18 protein-coding genes are annotated in these 18,562 nt (G+C 36.5%); 3 read left to right on the forward strand and 15 right to left on the reverse strand.

Translation table 11 applies throughout. The features are described from left to right. Positions 1 to 296: 296 nt before the first annotated feature. From RTL21_RS05380 to RTL21_RS05420, 9 genes are all read right to left on the reverse strand, one after another. Positions 297 to 1,583 carry a phospholipase D-like domain-containing protein gene (locus RTL21_RS05380; RefSeq protein WP_312094099.1) on the reverse strand — a complete coding sequence of 429 codons (1,287 nt, stop codon included), beginning with the start codon at positions 1,581 to 1,583 and terminating at the stop codon, positions 297 to 299. A 326-nt stretch (positions 1,584 to 1,909) separates the two neighbouring features. Next, positions 1,910 to 2,554: an urease accessory protein UreH gene (locus RTL21_RS05385; protein ID WP_312094101.1), complete on the reverse strand. Its 645-nt coding sequence runs from the start codon at positions 2,552 to 2,554 to the stop codon at positions 1,910 to 1,912. Positions 2,555 to 2,583: 29 nt separating this feature from the next. Next, positions 2,584 to 3,399 carry an urease accessory protein UreD gene (locus tag RTL21_RS05390; protein ID WP_312094103.1) on the reverse strand — a complete coding sequence of 272 codons (816 nt, stop codon included), beginning with the start codon at positions 3,397 to 3,399 and terminating at the stop codon, positions 2,584 to 2,586. A 3-nt stretch (positions 3,400 to 3,402) separates the two neighbouring features. Then, complete coding sequence (gene ureG, locus RTL21_RS05395; RefSeq protein ID WP_312094105.1) at positions 3,403 to 4,011, reverse strand: urease accessory protein UreG; 609 nt, start codon at positions 4,009 to 4,011, stop codon at positions 3,403 to 3,405. Between the two features lie 30 nt (positions 4,012 to 4,041). Then, positions 4,042 to 4,728 carry an urease accessory protein UreF gene (locus tag RTL21_RS05400; protein WP_312094107.1) on the reverse strand — a complete coding sequence of 229 codons (687 nt, stop codon included), beginning with the start codon at positions 4,726 to 4,728 and terminating at the stop codon, positions 4,042 to 4,044. Further along, complete coding sequence (gene ureE, locus RTL21_RS05405; RefSeq protein WP_312094109.1) at positions 4,721 to 5,167, reverse strand: urease accessory protein UreE; 447 nt, start codon at positions 5,165 to 5,167, stop codon at positions 4,721 to 4,723. The genes RTL21_RS05400 and ureE overlap by 8 nt, the downstream gene beginning before the upstream one ends. A 10-nt stretch (positions 5,168 to 5,177) precedes the next feature. Continuing rightward, the gene (gene ureC, locus RTL21_RS05410) at positions 5,178 to 6,887 is read right to left on the reverse strand and encodes an urease subunit alpha (protein WP_312094111.1); all 1,710 of its coding nucleotides are present in this window, start codon (positions 6,885 to 6,887) and stop codon (positions 5,178 to 5,180) included. Positions 6,888 to 6,913: 26 nt separating this feature from the next. Then, positions 6,914 to 7,219: an urease subunit beta gene (locus tag RTL21_RS05415; RefSeq protein ID WP_312094113.1), complete on the reverse strand. Its 306-nt coding sequence runs from the start codon at positions 7,217 to 7,219 to the stop codon at positions 6,914 to 6,916. Between the two features lie 13 nt (positions 7,220 to 7,232). Beyond that, the gene (locus RTL21_RS05420; RefSeq protein ID WP_312094115.1) at positions 7,233 to 7,535 is read right to left on the reverse strand and encodes an urease subunit gamma; all 303 of its coding nucleotides are present in this window, start codon (positions 7,533 to 7,535) and stop codon (positions 7,233 to 7,235) included. Positions 7,536 to 7,955: 420 nt separating this feature from the next. On the opposite strand from RTL21_RS05420, the gene ahpC reads away from it, so the two are divergent. Next, positions 7,956 to 8,519, forward strand: a complete 564-nt coding sequence (gene ahpC, locus RTL21_RS05425; RefSeq protein WP_312094117.1) for an alkyl hydroperoxide reductase subunit C — start codon at positions 7,956 to 7,958, stop codon at positions 8,517 to 8,519. A 14-nt stretch (positions 8,520 to 8,533) separates the two neighbouring features. Beyond that, a complete protein-coding gene (ahpF, locus tag RTL21_RS05430; protein WP_312094119.1) occupies positions 8,534 to 10,063 on the forward strand; it encodes an alkyl hydroperoxide reductase subunit F in 1,530 nt (509 codons plus the stop codon). A 347-nt stretch (positions 10,064 to 10,410) separates the two neighbouring features. Here the strand turns inward: ahpF and RTL21_RS05435 are convergent, their stop codons facing one another. Further along, a complete protein-coding gene (locus RTL21_RS05435; protein ID WP_312094121.1) occupies positions 10,411 to 10,857 on the reverse strand; it encodes a GNAT family N-acetyltransferase in 447 nt (148 codons plus the stop codon). A 269-nt stretch (positions 10,858 to 11,126) separates the two neighbouring features. On the opposite strand from RTL21_RS05435, the gene RTL21_RS05440 reads away from it, so the two are divergent. Continuing rightward, complete coding sequence (locus RTL21_RS05440) at positions 11,127 to 12,785, forward strand: peptide ABC transporter substrate-binding protein (protein ID WP_312094123.1); 1,659 nt, start codon at positions 11,127 to 11,129, stop codon at positions 12,783 to 12,785. Between the two features lie 136 nt (positions 12,786 to 12,921). On the opposite strand, the gene RTL21_RS05445 is transcribed toward RTL21_RS05440, so the two are convergent. The 5 genes from RTL21_RS05445 to RTL21_RS05465 form a co-directional block, all read right to left on the reverse strand. After that, on the reverse strand, positions 12,922 to 14,841 hold the full coding sequence (locus RTL21_RS05445; RefSeq protein WP_312094125.1) for a BglG family transcription antiterminator: 1,920 nt from the start codon (positions 14,839 to 14,841) through the stop codon (positions 12,922 to 12,924). Positions 14,842 to 14,993: 152 nt separating this feature from the next. Then, positions 14,994 to 16,385, reverse strand: coding sequence for a glycoside hydrolase family 1 protein (locus RTL21_RS05450; RefSeq protein WP_312094127.1), 1,392 nt, complete (start codon positions 16,383 to 16,385; stop codon positions 14,994 to 14,996). A 17-nt stretch (positions 16,386 to 16,402) separates the two neighbouring features. Beyond that, positions 16,403 to 16,717 carry a PTS sugar transporter subunit IIA gene (locus RTL21_RS05455; RefSeq protein WP_312094129.1) on the reverse strand — a complete coding sequence of 105 codons (315 nt, stop codon included), beginning with the start codon at positions 16,715 to 16,717 and terminating at the stop codon, positions 16,403 to 16,405. Positions 16,718 to 16,820: 103 nt separating this feature from the next. Beyond that, positions 16,821 to 18,098, reverse strand: coding sequence for a PTS cellobiose transporter subunit IIC (gene celB, locus RTL21_RS05460; RefSeq protein WP_312094131.1), 1,278 nt, complete (start codon positions 18,096 to 18,098; stop codon positions 16,821 to 16,823). Between the two features lie 56 nt (positions 18,099 to 18,154). After that, a complete protein-coding gene (locus tag RTL21_RS05465) occupies positions 18,155 to 18,469 on the reverse strand; it encodes a PTS sugar transporter subunit IIB (protein ID WP_312094133.1) in 315 nt (104 codons plus the stop codon). Positions 18,470 to 18,562 lie beyond the last annotated feature (93 nt).

An 18,562-nucleotide genomic window follows, 5' to 3' on the forward strand; every position in this document is an offset into this window, starting at 1 on the left:
TGCTCTTGCTTTTTCGGTTTTCATTCCCTTCATGAACACCACTTTTCCCTCTTGCTCTTGCTTTTTCGGTTTTCATTCCCTTCATGAACACCACTTTTCCCTCTTGCCCCTGCTATTTTGCCTTTCATCTACTTGAAGGATAATTCTATTGTTAAGCACAGCTTTTAGAAACCTATGCGAAGGAAACAAGTGATACTTTTTAATTAAACAAAGCCTCCAAGTTTCACGTGAAACATGGAGACTTTATACGATTTGTTTATATTTCCTAGAAAATATTCTTATTCTCTTTCTACTCCTTAAACTAAAAAAGCAAAAAACTTTATGATCGGAGCTAAAATTTTTGTAGCTATTTTCTTAACAAATCCAACCTCTGCTTGATTTACTTTTTCATTCGTTTTATAGCTTCCATCTTCTAAAACCTGAAGACTATGATTATCAACCGTTTTATTTAGCTCTTTTTGGAGAAAGCGAGCAAACTCTTCACTATCAATCAATAGCATTGTTTCTGTATTTAAAAAGGTACTTCTTGCATCTATATTGTAGGAGCCAATTAAACTAATTTTCTCATCAAAAATGTAAGTTTTTCCATGAAGAGATTCTGTCTTTTCCTGGTATTCATATAATTCATCCACCCAATTAATGATAGATTTTCGATTTGCCCAATATCCTGAAAAAGCAACCATATTAGGTGTAGAGGCAGTAGAATTTGTTAGTACCTTCCAATGATCAACTGTTATTTTCTTTGGATCTGCATAATCAAGCATTTTCTTAGTAGGAACAATATAAGGACTTTCAAAATATATAGACTTTGAAGCCTGTTCACTTAAAGATACAAGTTCCTTCCAAATAAGTGGGTCTTTATTAATTCGCTGATGTGGATTATGAAGTAAATATACCTTATTAGTTGAATACGCATCTTTCTTCCAATCTTTTGCTTGGTTAATTGATAATGGGTATACATCTTTTGCATGTTTTAATAATTGAATGGACTTCTCTGCTTTTTCCTTTCCTAATTTCTCCTTCCTTTGCGATAATTTTTTTACTGCATTCTTCGTATAAGGATGATTCCATACGTATTGGTAATAATCAGTCACTTCCTTTAATACGCTATCCTTATAATTTGCTTGCTCATCGGTAAACACGAGAACATCTCGGTCATTTGAAGCTCCCTTAGACCCTGGTGCACTAAAGTATTTATCCCCAATATTTCTGCCACCAACTAACGCAAGCTCCCTATCTATAATGAAAAGCTTATCATGAAATCGATTATTCCATGCCCAAGGCTTTCCGAGATGAAGGGGCTCATAGTATTTTAATTCGATATTCGGATGATTAAATATCGCATAGCTGTATAATCGTAAATCCTTATTAAATTGACTGACAACGCCATCTAATAAAATTCGCACCTTTACCCCATGGTTTGCTGCCTCAAATATACAACCAAATAAAAGATCTGAATACGTACCCTTATGAATTGCATAAGTAGATATATCAACAGATTCTTTAGCATTCTTTATCAACTGTAATCTAGCCAAACCTGACTCTTCCCTATCTTGAAGTAGCACAACTTTATCCGGAGACATTCCTCTTTTCTTATTCTGGTTGAAATAACTAGCTGGCCTCCACGAAGGGACCTCCTTAGGTTCATAAAAATAAGGTACGATAACACAGGAAATGACGATGTAAAGTAAATATATACCACCAAGGACTAAAATTGTCTTAAGACTATTCATTATCATACTTTTTCCCACCAATTTCTTAATAGATACTTATATCTTCTCCTTCATCAGACTAAATATTAAAGATTAGAGAAGAATCTCATTAAGAAATAAAGTAGTACGATAGTCAGACATTTAGCACTAAAAAAAGCCAAAAGATACCATGATATCTTTTGGCCTTACAGATAACGTTAAATCCAAATTTTAAATAACCCATCATTAAATCCGATATTATACATATAATAAATCCCAAAAATGATACTGATGCTTCCTGTTACTTTTGTAAAAAGACCATTTACATTGACCTTTTTCGTTGAAAATACAAATGGGACACCTAATACGGTCGTAAATAGTAACATGCCGACACATGTACCTATTCCAAAAATAACGATATAAATGGCACCTTCCCAAATCGTATTAACGGTGCTCATCGTTAATAGAACCATTGCTGCACTTCCCGCCAGACCATGAACCAATCCTAATAAGGAGGATTTCCAATAAGAAGTAGCTTCATTCTTATTATGCGAATGTGTTTGCCTTCCTTTAAAAAACATATTTGTTATTCCTAGATATACGAGTACGATACCTACTATAAATTCCAAAGACATGGCTACCGGATCCGGTATTTCCTGCTTTAATACGATGACGATTAATCCAAAAATCAATAAGGTAAAAGTATGACCAATTCCCCAAAACACACCAGATAAAGAGGAATTCCATAAATTTTTGCTTCTACTTGCAATGGTAGATACTGCAATCACATGATCTGGTTCTAATGCATGCTTAAATCCTAGTACTAGTCCAAATAATAAAATGGACAGAAATCCAAATTCCATTAATGCTGTTCCTCCGTTTGCTTGTTATGTTAGTATTTTCTCCACTCGAGTGCTTCTTTTCCTAAAAGGCTTTTTCTTGCCAGGGCATGAACAGAATGAAAGATTCGCTCAATTATTCCCGTATTATAAGCTAATATGCGCAAAATGAATCCATTCACAGGCAGTTTAGAAATACCAAATCGTATACCCTCTTGATAGTTCTCTACTAATTGATCCAACTCTAGTCGAAATGTGCGATCTGCTTGGTCATGTATAAGCAGAAGCGTACCAATATGGGTATAACCTTCCATTTGCATAATAGATGTAAAGTCTTCTCCTGGTTCCAAACAAAGATGGTCAAAGAAAATTAGTTTATTATTTCTATATATTTTTTGCTTGGAGCGAATCCACGCATATTTAAAGAAACTGCCATCCTCTGCCCATCCAGGCGTGATAATATCGCTAGCAAAATAACAGGCTCCTTCTTCCATATGTACAACCGTATTTTGGAAAAACTTTGCTTCTTCATAAGCGATAATAGGATCTGGAAAATACTCTAATACACTATTTCTAGCTAGATTAATTATCGTCTCTTGCTTCACGCAGTCAGTTGGTGTTCGATAAATTTTTGTGGAGGATTGGGTGGTGACGGAAACTGCGGCAGCTTCCGTCAAATGAATCGATGTCTTATATCTATCTCCATCCACATATCCTCCTCCCACATGAATACAATAGAGCGTTGGTTCATTTTCTTCTAAGTAAACGGGCCGAGTAATTTTCATTGTCCCTTCATAATAACAATCTCCCAGCACTGTTTTCTGTTGTCTTTTCTTTACAGAAAGATGTAATACTCCTGTATAGCTCATTTTCTATAATCCAACTAGAAATGCTTGCTTTTTAATCCATTCCACTACTTCCGAAAGTCCAATTTCCTCTTTCAGATTGGTAAAAATATACGGTTTATCCGCTCTAGCCGCAATCGTATCTCGCTCCATTACTTCCAAGCTCGCACCAACATATGGAGCTAAATCGATTTTATTAATAATAAATAAGTCCGATTTAATCATCCCTTGTCCACCTTTTCGTGGGATTTTTTCACCTTGCGCTACATCGATAATATAAATGGAAAAATCCACAAGCTCTGGACTAAAGGTCGCAGCCAAATTATCACCGCCACTTTCGATAAAAATCAGCTCTAAGTCTGGATGTAATTCCTTCAGCTCATCAATAGCAGCAAAATTCATCGATGCATCTTCTCTAATCGCCGTATGTGGACATCCTCCTGTTTCTACACCAATAACACGATTTTCTGGCAACACACCATTTTTCAATAAAAACAGTGCATCCTCTTTCGTATAAATATCATTTGTAACAACAGCCATGCTGAGCTCATGTTGCATAGCACGAGTTAATTTTTCAACAAGCATTGTTTTTCCAGCACCAACTGGGCCTCCGATTCCAATTCGAATTGCTTCCATACGTTTCTCCTCTTTTGCTTATTTTTTTCACTAGGACATAAAAAGACGAACATGTAAACGCTCATGCTTCATTTGTGCAATTTCAAGTCCAGGACTAACACTTGCAAAATCCTCCATCGTCAAACTCATTATTGTATCTACACATGTATCTACTAATGGTTGAATGGCAACCAATATCTTTTGTCCATCGGTTTGTCCTAAAGGAATGCCGCGCACAGCATTTTGCACAAGGGAAGAGATGGATGTGAAAAGATATGTCTTTAGAGCTGTCGCTTCCTCCACATTCAAATAGTGAGCAAGAACCGCAAATACAATGCTCGTATGTCCAAAGGCATCTTTTTCCTTTATATAAGAAATATATTGCACCAAATTAGCAGAATCATAGAGCTCTTGGCAAAGCTTAGCCATTCTTTCCCCAATTCTCTTGTTTCCCATTCTCGTTTCTTCTGCGAGAGATGAGACATACAAAAGTCTATCTATCTCTAAAACCTTATCCCAGCTGCTAGCTGCAATTGCTTCATATGCTAAGTGAAGAGCAAGACCATCTACATACACGAGCTGTTTCTTTATATAAATGATTATCGCCTCATAAAAGCTTTGCTTATCTGTTATTTTTCCTTCTTGAATATAAGTTTCCAACCCAAAAGAATGGGAAAAAGCCCCTGAAGGAAAATTCGAATCACTTAGCTGCAGCAAAGGATATAATGGATTAGTCATGGCTATGCCCGATATGACGGAAAGCTTGCTTTACCTTTCGATTTTCTCTTTTAAAGGGAATGGATAATTGTTTTAATAATTCTTCTACCAAATAATCATATTGGACAATCATTTCATTGCCTTCAAATTGTGCAGGTAAATGACGATTTCCAAGCTGATGTGCAATTTCACCCATTTGCTGAATACTTAATGGCTGGATAGTGATGACATCGTCTGCCTTTACGGAGATAACAATCATATTCTTTTCATCCATATATAAAACATCCCCATCAAGGAGTTCTCTCTTATCTGTTAAACGAATGCCAATTTCCTTTCCGTGGTCTGTTACGACTCGCTGAATTCTTTTTAATAAATCATTACTTTGCAAATAAACTCTTTCTACATGATTTGCTCTTTTTTCCAATGTCGCTATATTTCCAACAATCTTTTCGATAATCATCTTATTCACCTCAAAATAAAAAATATCGCTGTGCCATTGGCAGTGTCTTTGCAGGCTCACAGGTTGCAAGCTTTCCATTCACCTTTACTTCATAGGTTTGTGGATCTACTTCAATGGTTGGCGTTTCTCCGTTAAAAAGCATATCCGCTTTTTTTAATGCTCGTATTCCAGCTACCGGCTTGACTATTTTTTGTAGATTAAGTGTTTGATGAACGCCTTTTTCGTAGGCTGCTTTTGAAACAAATGTCATGGAGGTTTGGTATTTTACACGACCATAGCTCGCAAACATTGGCCGGTAAAAAACTGGCTGCGGTGTGGGAATACTAGCATTTGGATCTCCCATTATACTATGAGCAATTAATCCTCCCTTTAAAATAAGGTCAGGCTTCACCCCAAAGAAGGCGGGATCCCACACAACTAAATCCGCTAATTTTCCCACCTCAATTGATCCAACATATTCAGATATCCCATGAACAATGGCTGGATTAATCGTATATTTCGATACGTAGCGCTTTAAACGAAAGTTGTCACCAATTCCTTTATCTTCTTCTAACTTTCCTCGTTGTTTTTTCATCTTATCTGCTGTTTGCCATGTTCTCGTTATCACTTCACCAATTCGCCCCATCGCTTGCGAGTCCGATGAAATCATACTGAAAATTCCTAAGTCATGAAGAATATCCTCTGCTGCAATCGTTTCTTTGCGAATGCGAGAATCAGCAAAAGCGATATCTTCCGGAACAGATGGATCTAAGTGGTGACAGACCATTAGCATATCTAAATGCTCTTCAAGAGTATTTATGGTATATGGCCTAGTGGGATTGGTTGAAGATGGTAAAATATTAGAAAAACTAGCCGCCTTAATAATATCTGGTGCATGGCCACCGCCTGCGCCTTCTGTATGATAGGTATGGATAACACGTCCATCAATGGCAGCAATGGTATCTTCAACAAAGCCACCTTCATTCAATGTATCTGTATGTATTGCTACTTGAACATCATATTTATCAGCTACCTTCAAACTTGTATCAATAGCTGCTGATGTAGTACCCCAGTCCTCATGTAGCTTCAACCCAATAGCTCCGGCTTCAATTTGCTCTGCTAACGCGTCTTCGCTAGATGCGTTTCCTTTTCCAAGGAACCCCAAATTCATAGGAAATGCTTCTGCTGCTTCAAGCATGCGATGAATATTCCAAGCACCTGGTGTACATGTTGTAGCATTCGTTCCTGTTGCAGGGCCAGTACCTCCACCAATCATTGTGGTAACTCCTGAACTTAGAGCCGTTTCTATTTGCTGCGGACAAATAAAGTGGATATGTGCATCAATTCCACCCGCTGTGACAATCTTTCCTTCGGCCGCAATTACTTCTGTAGAAGCACCAATCACAATATTGACATCATCCATCAACAATGGATTTCCAGCTTTTCCAATTGCTTCAATTTTCCCATCCTTTACGCCAATATCCGCCTTATATATTCCTGTGTAATCAAGAATGATGGCATTTGTTAAGACAAGATCCACGGTATCCTTCCGTGTAGCTAGCGGATGCTGTCCCATCCCGTCACGTATAACCTTTCCGCCACCAAACTTTACTTCATCCCCATATGTCGTATAATCCTTTTCAATTTCCAGAAAAAGCTCAGTATCTGCTAAGCGAATAGCATCTCCCACTGTTGGACCAAACATATCTGCATATTGATTTCTTGTCATCCGAAAACTCATGAATATGCCTCCTTTCTTACAACATGTTATACCGAACCGTTTGTTTGATTATTCAAACCATAGATCTTTCTTTCTCCTGAAAAGGGAACGAGCTGTACTTCCTTTTCGTCTCCCGGTTCAAAGCGGACAGCTGTACCGGCTGGTATATTTAAATGTGTTCCAACAGTGTTTTCTCGACTAAATTGCAAAGATTTATTTACCTCATAAAAGTGAAAATGGGAACCTACCTGAACAGGACGATCACCTTTATTTAACACTTTTACTGAGATAGCCTTTTTCCCTTTATTGCAAATAATTTCTTCCTTCTTTAAAATAAATTCACCAGGAATCATCACCACTTCTCCTTTATCTTATGGGATCATGTACGGTAACAAGCTTTGTACCATCTGGAAAGGTTGCCTCCACCTGTATATCCGGAATCATTTCCGGAACTCCTTCCATTACATCTTCTCTTTTCAAAATGGTTGCCCCATATTGCATTAGCTCTGCTACCGTTTTGCCATCTCTCGCACCTTCTAAGACTTCATAGGTAATAATCGCAATGGATTCTGGATAATTTAATTTCAATCCTCTTCCTTTCCGCCGCCGGGCAAGGTCTGCAGCAACCACGATCATCAACTTTTCCATTTCTCTTGATGTTAGCTTCATCCTAAACCTCCGTCCCATATTAAAAACTTAATTTTTTAAATTTTAAAAATTATGTAATTATATCTTCTACTAATGCTGTTAAAATTCCTTCTAGAAGTTTAGTAGAGAAAATAGCTTTTCCTGATAGATTAATTTATTGAGCCTTAATTGAGAAAAGAGCTTAACAAATGAAAATTACTGGATATACAGCAAAAATAACTTAAATTCCATACTAACATTATTAATTTTTTACAAAATAAAGCGTGACGCATAGTATATAAAAATTAAAATAATTATAATTAAGTTCCATCTTGTCCTTGACAAAATAATTAAGTTTATATAATAATAAATGTTGAATTGTAATAATTATTATTTGCATAAGTTTGGATTATTCGTCTAAACTAGTAATAAATTTTATTTATATTAGGAGGAATTTAAACAATGTCAATTATCGGAAGAGAAGTTGCGCCATTTAAAGCTCAAGCATTTCAAAAAGGTGAATTTATTGAAGTAACAGAAGAAAACTTAAAAGGTAAATGGAGTATTTTCTGCTTCTACCCAGCTGATTTCACTTTCGTATGCCCAACTGAACTAGAAGATTTACAAAACGAATATGCTACATTAAAAAACCTTGGTGTAGAAGTATACTCTGTATCAACAGACACTCATTTCACACACAAAGCATGGCATGATCATTCAGATGCTATCGGCAAAATCGAATACATCATGATCGGTGACCCAACACAAAGAATCTCTCGTGATTTCGAAATTCTAAACGAAGAAGCTGGTCTTGCAGATCGTGGAACTTTCATTATCGATCCAGATGGTAAAATCCAAGCTGTTGAAATTAACGCAGATGGTATCGGCCGTGACGCTAGCACACTTGTAAACAAAATCAAAGCTGCACAATATGTACGCAACAATCCAGGTGAAGTTTGCCCAGCTAAATGGCAAGAAGGTAGCACAACTCTTAAGCCTAGCCTAGACCTTGTTGGTAAAATTTAAGGGAGTGGCTCTATATGTTATTAGATAATGAAATAAAAGGGCAACTGAATCAATATCTGCAAATGATGGAAGGCGATGTGGTTCTTAAAGTTAGCGCGGGATCCGATGATGTATCCCGTGATATGCTAGCTCTAGTAGATGAACTAGCTACTATGTCTTCACACATCAAAGTAGAAACTACCCAATTAGAGAGAACACCTAGCTTTAGTGTGAACCGTGTCGGTGAAGACACTGGGATCACTTTTGCTGGTATCCCTCTTGGACATGAATTTACTTCTTTAGTGTTAGCTTTACTTCAAGTAAGCGGAAGAGCTCCTAAAGTAGACCAAAAAGCAATCGATCAAATTAAAGCAATCAAAGGTGAATATCGTTTTGAATCTTACATTAGCTTAACTTGCCATAACTGTCCGGATGTTGTACAAGCATTGAATGTTATGAGTCTTTTAAACCCTGGAATCACACACACAATGATTGATGGGGCTGCTTTTAAAGAAGAAGTAGAAAGCAAAGATATCATGGCAGTTCCTACTGTTTTCCTTAATGGAGAATCATTCGGCAGTGGCCGTATGTCATTAGAAGAAATTTTAGCAAAAATGGGTAGCACAGCTGATGCTTCTGAATTTGCTAGCAAAGAACCTTTTGATGTATTAGTAGTTGGCGGCGGTCCTGCTGGTGCAAGTGCTGCAATCTATGCTGCACGTAAAGGAATCCGCACTGGTATCGTTGCAGAACGCTTCGGTGGCCAAATTATGGATACTTTAGCTATTGAAAACTTCATTAGTGTGAAGCAAACAGAAGGTCCAAAGCTTGCAGCTAGTTTAGAAGAACATGTAAAAGAATATAACATTGACGTTATGAATCTTCAACGTGCTAAACGCCTAGAGAAAAAGGACTTAATAGAAATTGAGTTAGAAAATGGAGCAGTTCTTAAAAGTAAATCTGTTATTCTATCAACTGGTGCTCGCTGGCGTAATGTTGGTGTACCTGGGGAAGCTGAATTTAAGAACAAAGGTGTAGCATATTGTCCACACTGTGATGGCCCATTATTTACTGGAAAAGATGTTGCTGTAATCGGCGGCGGTAACTCAGGAATTGAAGCTGCTATTGACTTGGCAGGAATTGTGAAACATGTAACAGTTCTTGAATTTATGTCTGAATTAAAAGCTGATTCTGTGTTACAAGAGCGTCTATATAGCCTTCCAAATGTTACAGTTCTTAAAAATGTTCAAACAAAAGAAATTACTGGTACTGATAAAGTAGACGGTATTACTTATATTGAACGTGAAACTGGTGAAGAAAAACATGTCGAACTTGCAGGCGTGTTCGTTCAAATCGGTCTAGTTCCTAATACGGACTGGTTAGAAGGCGCTGTAGAGCGTAACAGAATGGGTGAAATCCTTGTCGATAAGCATGGTGCAACAAGCCAACCAGGTGTATTTGCAGCTGGAGATTGTACCGACAGTGCTTATAAGCAAATTATCATTTCCATGGGTTCAGGTGCAACTGCTTCATTAGGTGCTTTTGATTATCTAATCCGTAATTAATAGATGTTTTGTCAAGGAGCTTCCTTTTTGGGGAGCTCCTTTTGTTTGAATTTTGATTGCTAGGGAAGTGGGTGGCTTTAGCAGATATTTTATATTTCCGCTGATTCTATGCGCTTAGATGACTTCTGTGCTACTGTTCGCTTTCTTTTTATATGTTTTTGGTAACAGAGACGCTCTCTCTATTCCCTTTTCCTTTGCTTTTTATGCTGAAGGTAACAGAGCCCCTCCCTCTGTTACCATTCTCTCTTTCCACCCCTTCAAACTAGCTTAGAGAACCTATCACCTTACAGCTGTATAAAAGAAAAAGCCGCCCTCTATTAAAAAGAACACCCCGCATTTATTTCTACTTATAACTCTAATTCCATCCATTCATCTGTTTCCGTAAAGCCAAATTTCTTATATACAGGTCTACCAAGCTTTGAAGCACCTAGCCACATTTTAGTAATCCCTAAGTTTTGTGCTTCTTCTACTAATTTCATTAATAGACTAGAAGCAATTCCTTTTCCACGATAATCATTTTTCGTATACATATTCGTCACATAAGCTTTTTTTCCACTCTTATTGGTATACGATGGAGGAAAATCATAAATAACGATTGCCCCTGTTGCAATAATCTCATTTTGCTCCTCAACTACCAATTGAATAAGAGAACCTGCTGCTAATTTCTTCCGAAAGAAAGCTTCTAGCTCTATATCAATATCTTTATCTGCTTTAATCCCTTCATCTACTAACTGGGTTTTTCTCCATTCCATTAACAAGTTGACATCGGCAACAGTCGCTTTACGATAATTCATCCAATCCCTCTCTATTATTCATAATAAATTTTACCTATTTTCAACAGATTACTAACTATTCTAAAAATTATCATATCATATTTCATTTTTCCGCAAAAGTTTCTCCCATTAAGCAAACAATAGTCCAAATATACTAAAATATTCAATAATTATCCAACAATAACTTTACAAGTTAACTAATTAATAGGTATAATCATTTTTATAGTTTTGAATGTTCTCTAGATATACAATATTCAGAATTAAACAACGCATAATAGGGGGAATACTTCATGAAGCGAAAAAATTGGTTATTACTTCTCACTTTCGCATTTACGCTAAGTGTATTAGCAGCATGCTCTGGTGATAATACCAACGTTTCTACAGACGCAGACGACAATGAAAAATCAGATGAAAAAGTCCTTAACTTTTTAAATCCAGAGGCTATTCCATCAATGGATCCATCTTTAGCTACAGATGAATCTTCTTTTATCTATTTAGGCGCTACAATGGAAGGGCTTTACCGTTTAGATAAAGATACACAACCATCACCTGGTATTGCTAAAGAGCATTCCGTTAGTGATGATGGTTTAACTTGGACTTTTACATTAAGAGAAGACGCTAAGTGGTCAAATGGGGACCCAGTTACAGCAAATGACTTTGTATATGCATGGCAACGTGCCGTTAATCCTGATACTGGATCAGAATATGGTCCATATATGATGAATGGTGTAATCAAGAATGCTAGTGCTATCAGCTCTGGCGAACTTGCTGTCGATCAACTAGGAGTAAAAGCTGATGGTGATTATACACTTGTTGTCGAATTGGAAAATCCAACTCCTTACTTTGAAACATTAACTACATTCGGCACTTTCTTACCACTAAACCAAAAATTTGTAGAGGAAAAAGGGGATAGCTTTGCAACAAGTTCTGAAAACTTATTAGCAAACGGACCTTACACAATCTCTAATTGGGATAGCACAAGTAACTCATGGGTTCTTGCAAAGAACGATAATTATTGGGATGCAAGCACCGTACAAATGGATAAGTTAACATTTGAAGTAGTTAAAGATCCACAAACAGCACTTAACTTATATGAAAAAGGATCTGTTGATCGAATGGATCTTACTTCTGATCTAGTTGACCAATATTCAACAGATGAGAACTATGTTGTTTCTGCAGATACATTTGTGTACTTCCTGAAATTTAATCAAACTACATCTGAAGCTTTAGCAAACAAAAACATTCGTCTAGCTATTAGCCGTGCATTTGATAAAGAGGCTTTGGTTAACGAAATCTTAAATAACGGCTCTATCGTAGCGAACGGACTTGTTCCAACTGACTTCACTCCAATGCCAGAAACTGGTGAGGACTTCCGCAAAGTTAGTGGAGATCTTGTTTCTTATGATTTAGAAGCAGCTAAAGAATACTGGGCAAAAGGTTTAGAAGAGTTAGGCACTGATAAAGTTGAGCTTGAGTTTTTAGCAGATGATGATGTGACAACAAAAACGTTAATTCAATATGTTGCTAATCAGCTTTCTACAAACTTAGAAGGATTAACAGTTAACATCAAACAAGTTCCAAAAGAACAACGACTTGATTTAGATTCCAATATGCAATATGAGCTTCAACTTTCCAGATGGGGTCCAGATTTCCTTGATCCATTTACATTCATGAACCTATGGATTACAGATGGAGGAAACAATAAAACTGGATATTCTAATAAAGAATACGATCAATTAGTTGGCGATACTGCAACAAAATACGCAACAGATAATGTTGCTCGTTATGAAAATTTCTTAAAAGCAGAAAAACTATTATTTGAAGATGCACCAATTACACCAGTTTACCAAGCTTCTAGAGCACAATTAATTTCACCGAAAGTTCAAAATGTGTTCGTGAACCCGTTCGGGGCAACTTATGAATATAAGTGGGCTGACGTAGCCGAATAAGAAAAGCGCAATTTGAAAAAGCGGGAATGTACCAAAAGGGTACACTCCCGCTTTCTTTTTTTATAAACCTGTGTTCAAGAAATATTCCTATTGTGTTGCCTTCTCGCATTTAAGTTTAAGCCTTAGAAAATGCTTTTTACGCTTCTTTCATTATTCGAATAAACTCCTCATAAGAGCTTGCCTTTAATATTTTATGGACACTCGTATGATCCTCAATAAACTTTCCAAGAACTTCATACATTTCTTGCAAATCTTCCTGACTATTCTTTTTCACACATAATAAGAAGACCATTTGAACAGGATTGTTATTCCAATCAATTGGCTTTTCTAATGTACAAACACATACAAATGTTTTTTCTGTTTGTGGAGTAATGGGATGAGGAATCGCAACCAAATTCCCATAGGAAGTTGGAGCTACCTTTTCCCGCTCGTATACTGCGTCTAAAAAAGCTTTGCCCACAATACCTTGCTCCATTAATTGTTCATGCAAAAATGCTAAAACTTCCTCCTGTGTATGAAATGTTTTCTTTAAAAAAACAAGCTCTTGAAGGAAAAACGATTCAATTGGCTGATGATTACCTTGTGTTAGGATAAATTTTTCAATCGCTTTTAAATCACTTTCCTTCAGTATCGCATTTACCTCTATTACAGGTACATCAAAGCTTTCCTTGATTGGAATGGAACTAACGATGAAATCAACCTCGCTTAAATTATATTGGTCGAGCATATAATATTCCGTTGTCCCAATCACCTCTAAATTGCTTCCAAAATAGGATTTTAGTCGATAATAAATTAACTGAGCCGTTCCTAGTCCTGACGCACATACTACAAGACAGCGTTTCGGGCCAGAACGCAATTTTGTTCTTTCCATTGCAGCACCGATATGGAGAGCTAAATAACCAATCTCATTTTCATCCATTTCAATTCCTGTATACTCTTTAATGGCAAGCCCTGCAATAATTCCCGCTTCATAGGCAAGTGGATAATTGTTCTTTATTTCTTTCAGCATTGGATTTCTGATATTCATGCCATATTTAATTCGGTTCACTGCAGGCTTTAAATGCATGCTCATTCCAAAGATGAGTTCTTCATCTTTTTCAATCCCCAAATCTAGTTTTTCTTCCATCTTTGCCACTACAAAGTGAACTAGCTGAAGAATATCATCTTCAATCACATGATCAATATGTCCCTTTTTCTGGGTGACTAGCTTTGTTCCAAGTAAGTGCATAGCAATATAGGCAATCTCTGCTTGTGGAAACTTAATGTGATAAAGATCCTCTACTTCTTTCACAATTTCACTTGCAACATGGTATTCCCTTTGTTGTTCAATCTCATCCATATCTGCATGAAATATCGCCACATAATGACCACTAACAATTCGCTTTTGGGCGATTACAATATGAATGAATAAGTTGTTTATGGCAATATCAGAAAGCGTAATTTGATACTTCTTTATTTGTTTTAAAATAATTGCCTGAATAGCCTCCATATTTTCACTATCAAAGATGGAGGGGAGTGGACTATCTATTGTATTAGTTGGTTGTTTTTTTCGATCAAGTACATACTCTGATAAACAAAATCGAACCTTTATTTCATCCCCAACTGTTTTCAATCCGTAATTCGGTCTTGCCTCTAGCATAATGTCATACTTTTGCAGAATCTCTTTCACCGTTTTTATGTCTTGTTGAATCGTAGATTTACTTACAAATAGTTCATCTGCAAGATCATCCAATTTAAGATAATGATCATTTAATAAAAACCGGATGATAATATAGGTTACTCTATCCTCTGGTGTTTTGGGAATACCAATATGAGATAGAGAGTTTTCTACAAAGATAGAATGTAAATACTGTTGGAAAACAGGTTTATCCCAAATTTCCAATGTATAACCTTTTGATATAACAGAGATTATTTTGGCACCATGATTATTTAATAGTGCATCTAAGTTTTTAATATCTTCTCTCGTCGTTCGAGCCGTCACATGATTGACAGTAGCTAAATATTCACCTGTAATAGGTGTATCCGCTGCCAATAATTCACGTAAAACTTGTTTCATTCGGGAGCTTAGCAAAATAAAGTCTCCTTCCACTCATATTTTTACAAATTTTTCTATATATATCCTTACTCAAAAAGGTTCTGATCTTAATCCTTGATCAGAACCTTTCCTTTATATCTTTAAAATTATATCAGAAATGATTTCATTTACCCCTAAAACCCGTTGTTTTTTGCTACATTTTTAAACCAGTAAGCACTTTTCTTTGGTGTTCTTTGTTTTGTCTTTATGTCTACTGAAATGAATCCATAGCGATTTTTATAAGCATTAGACCAAGACCAATTGTCCATGAATGTCCATAGATGATAGCCCTTTACATTACAGCCTTCTGCTAGGGATTTATGCAGCCATTGTAAATGACCCTCAATGAATTCAATTCGGTAATCATCTTGAATTTGACCATCTTTCAAGAAACGTTCTTCATCTTGAACTCCCATACCATTTTCAGAAATAAAGGATTCCACATTCCCATAGTTTTCCTTTAAATTAACCATGATATCATAAATACCTTTTTCGTAAATTTCCCAGCCACGATAAGGGTTCATTTTCCGTCCAGGCATTTCATAAGAATCAAAGAACCACTCTGGCATAAATGGACTGTATGGATTTGGCAAATGTTCTTTCGCCTTCACTCGGCGCGGTTGATAGTAGTTAACACCAAGAATATCGACTGTATTTGCTTTAATTAATTCTAAGTCCCCTTGTTCTACATTTGGTAGTTGGCCATGTTCACGTAGTATTTCTACTAATTCCACTGGATATTCACCAAGAACAGCAGGATCTAAGAAACTTCTATTAAAGAATAAATCACAAATATTTGCCGCCTTTAAATCATATGGATTCTGGCTTCTTGGATAAGATGGTGTTAAATTCAAGACAATCCCAATTTTCGTATTTTCGTCTTTATTCCATTCTTTAAAAGCTTGAACTGCTTTTGCATGAGCTAAAACGGTATGATACGCAACTTGTACAGCCTTTTTGAAGTCTACGATATTTGGATAGTGGAAATCGTATAAATATCCACCCTCCACAGGAACAACTGGTTCATTAAACGTAAACCATTTTTTCACACGATCACCAAATAGTTGGAAGCATTGCAAAGCATATGCTTGGAAAGCATCTACCACTTCACGATTTTCCCACCCACCAATGTTCTGCATTTCAAGGGGCATATCGAAATGATACAGGGTAACGAATGGTTCAATTCCATTAGCGAATAGCTCATCTATTACATTATTATAAAAGGCTACAGCTTCTGGATTAACTTCTCCCCGTCCGTTTGGAATTAACCTAGACCATGAAATAGATAAGCGGAATGAATTATGCCCAATTTCCTTCATCAATTGAATATCTTCTTTGTATTGATAATAGAAATTGGAAGTAGTTGCTGGTCCTACATTATCAAAAAAGCGATTTGGCTCTGCCTCATACCAATGATCCCAAATATTTTTCCCTTTTCCTGCTTCATTTGCTGCACCTTCTATTTGTGTTGCAGAGGTGGCACTCCCCCACCAAAATCCTTCAGGAAATTTGTATTGAACAGTCATTTTCCGAAACCTCCAACTTATTTATTACGATAGATTTCTATTATTTCTGTAGCTAGATCACGAACAGTAATAGCTGTCATCAGATGATCTTGAGAGTGAACTAAAATAACATTCACACTAGCTCCATTTCCACTCGCTTCTTCTTGGAGTAATTTCGTTTGAAAACCATGCGCTTTTCCAAGTTCTGCACTTGCCTCTTCTATTAATTTATCCGCCTCTTCAAAGTTTCCCTCTTTTGCCTCTTGTATCGCTTCCATCGCACATGAACGGCCATTACCAGCGAAGAGAATAATTTGAAAAGCTATTTCTGTCATTTTGTTATCTGTTTCCATCCCTGTCACTCCATTCTCTAATACCCAAGGGGTCACCCTTAAGTTAACTAAGGTAATACCCCTTTTTTTGATGTAGAATTTCTAATCTATGATTCTTTCTCTATTATCCTTGTTTTTCTGTTTCATAATAATTTTTATCTAGGACTTTAAGGAATGGCCACCAGATTGCCATTACAACAAGTAAGTTAAAGATTTGAAGGGCTGCTCCTCTCCAATCATTACCCGTTGCTAAAAATCCACTTATACCAATTGGTGTTGTCCATGGAACAATGATTCCTGCAGGCTTTGGCACGATACCAGCTGACATGGTAAGATACGTAATTACCGTTACAACTACTGGCGCTAAAAGCCAAGGAATAATAACTAATGGATTCATAATAATTGGAAGTCCAAAGATCATTGGTTCATTTACGTTGAAAATTCCTGCTGGTCCACCAAGTTTTCCAAGTTCTTTTGTTTGTCTGCTCTTACCGATTAAGAAGATAAGGATAACAACACCTAATGTCATTCCCGTACCACCCATACCAACTAAGAACGTATCCATAAATTGTTTTGTAACAACGTTTGGAAGCTCTGTTCCTGCTTGGAAGGCACTGAAGTTTTGATCATTCAACGCATACCAAATTGGATCAAGTACAGAGTTCATAATAATCTGACCGTGTAAACCGAAGAACCAGAATAATTGAATTAATAGTACAACTACGATTGTTGCTGGTAGACTACTACCCAAAGCAGTTAATGGCTCTTGAATAATCGTATAAATAAAGTTTTGTACTGTTTCAAATGGTGTAAAGCTAAATAAAATACGAATGATTAAAAAGATTGTTAATGTTAATGTAATCGGAATCAATGCACTAAATGATCTAGATACAGACTCTGGTACACCTGGAGGCATTTTAATCGTCCAGTTTTTCTTCACAAAGAATCGATATAGCTCTGCAGAGATAAATGCAGTGAATATTCCTAAGAACATCCCTTGTGCTCCTAGAATAGCAGTTGGGATAACACCTGTTACTTCTCCTAATTCTTGCGGGTTTAGAATAAGGAATGACGCAACCCCAACTACTGCACCATAAATTGCTTCAAGACCATAATGCTGTGTCAATTTATATCCTATCCCCATTATGACAAATAGACCCATTATGCTTAGCGTGGCTGCAGATGCTGGCCCTAATGCATTTTGGTAGGATGCATATGCCTCCGGACTGATCCATTTATCTAGGAAAGGAAAGTTTGCAATTACAACAAAGATTGATCCAAAAATGATTAGCGGCAAGGCAACCATAAAACCATCACGTAATGCTGCTAAATAACGATTGTTATTCAATTTTTCAGCAATTGGTAACAGAATATTTTCCAAAACCTCCATAAATTTATTCATAAGGTTTTCCTCTCTTCCTTCTATTAGTAAGTGTTTTCATTTTTAAAATAAAAATCTTACTTATTATTCTCGATTAATTCTAAAGCTTTATTTAAAACAGCTAATCCGTCAATGCGTCCGTAAGCAACCGGATCAATAACATCTAATGGAATACCAACTGTTTCTGCCACAGCAGCAAGCTTCTTTTTCAAAAAGCGCATTTGCGGACCAATTAGAAGTACGTCTGCACGTTCCATATCTGTTTGAGCTTTATCTTGAGCAACAGCCCAAATTTCTACTTCCATTCCTTTTTCTTTTGCAGCATCTCTCATTTTTGAAACAAGTAAACTAGTAGACATACCTGAAGAACAAGCTAATAAAATTCTTTTCATTTTAATGACCTCCGAATTAATTTATTTTAAGTAAATTGTTTATTATGATTACTACGCTTTTATCTTACTATGAAAACTCTTACATCTTAACAT

It is taken from the genome of Niallia sp. (assembly GCF_031978665.1).
In the GTDB taxonomy this organism is placed as follows: Bacteria; Bacillota; Bacilli; order Bacillales; family Cytobacillaceae; genus Niallia.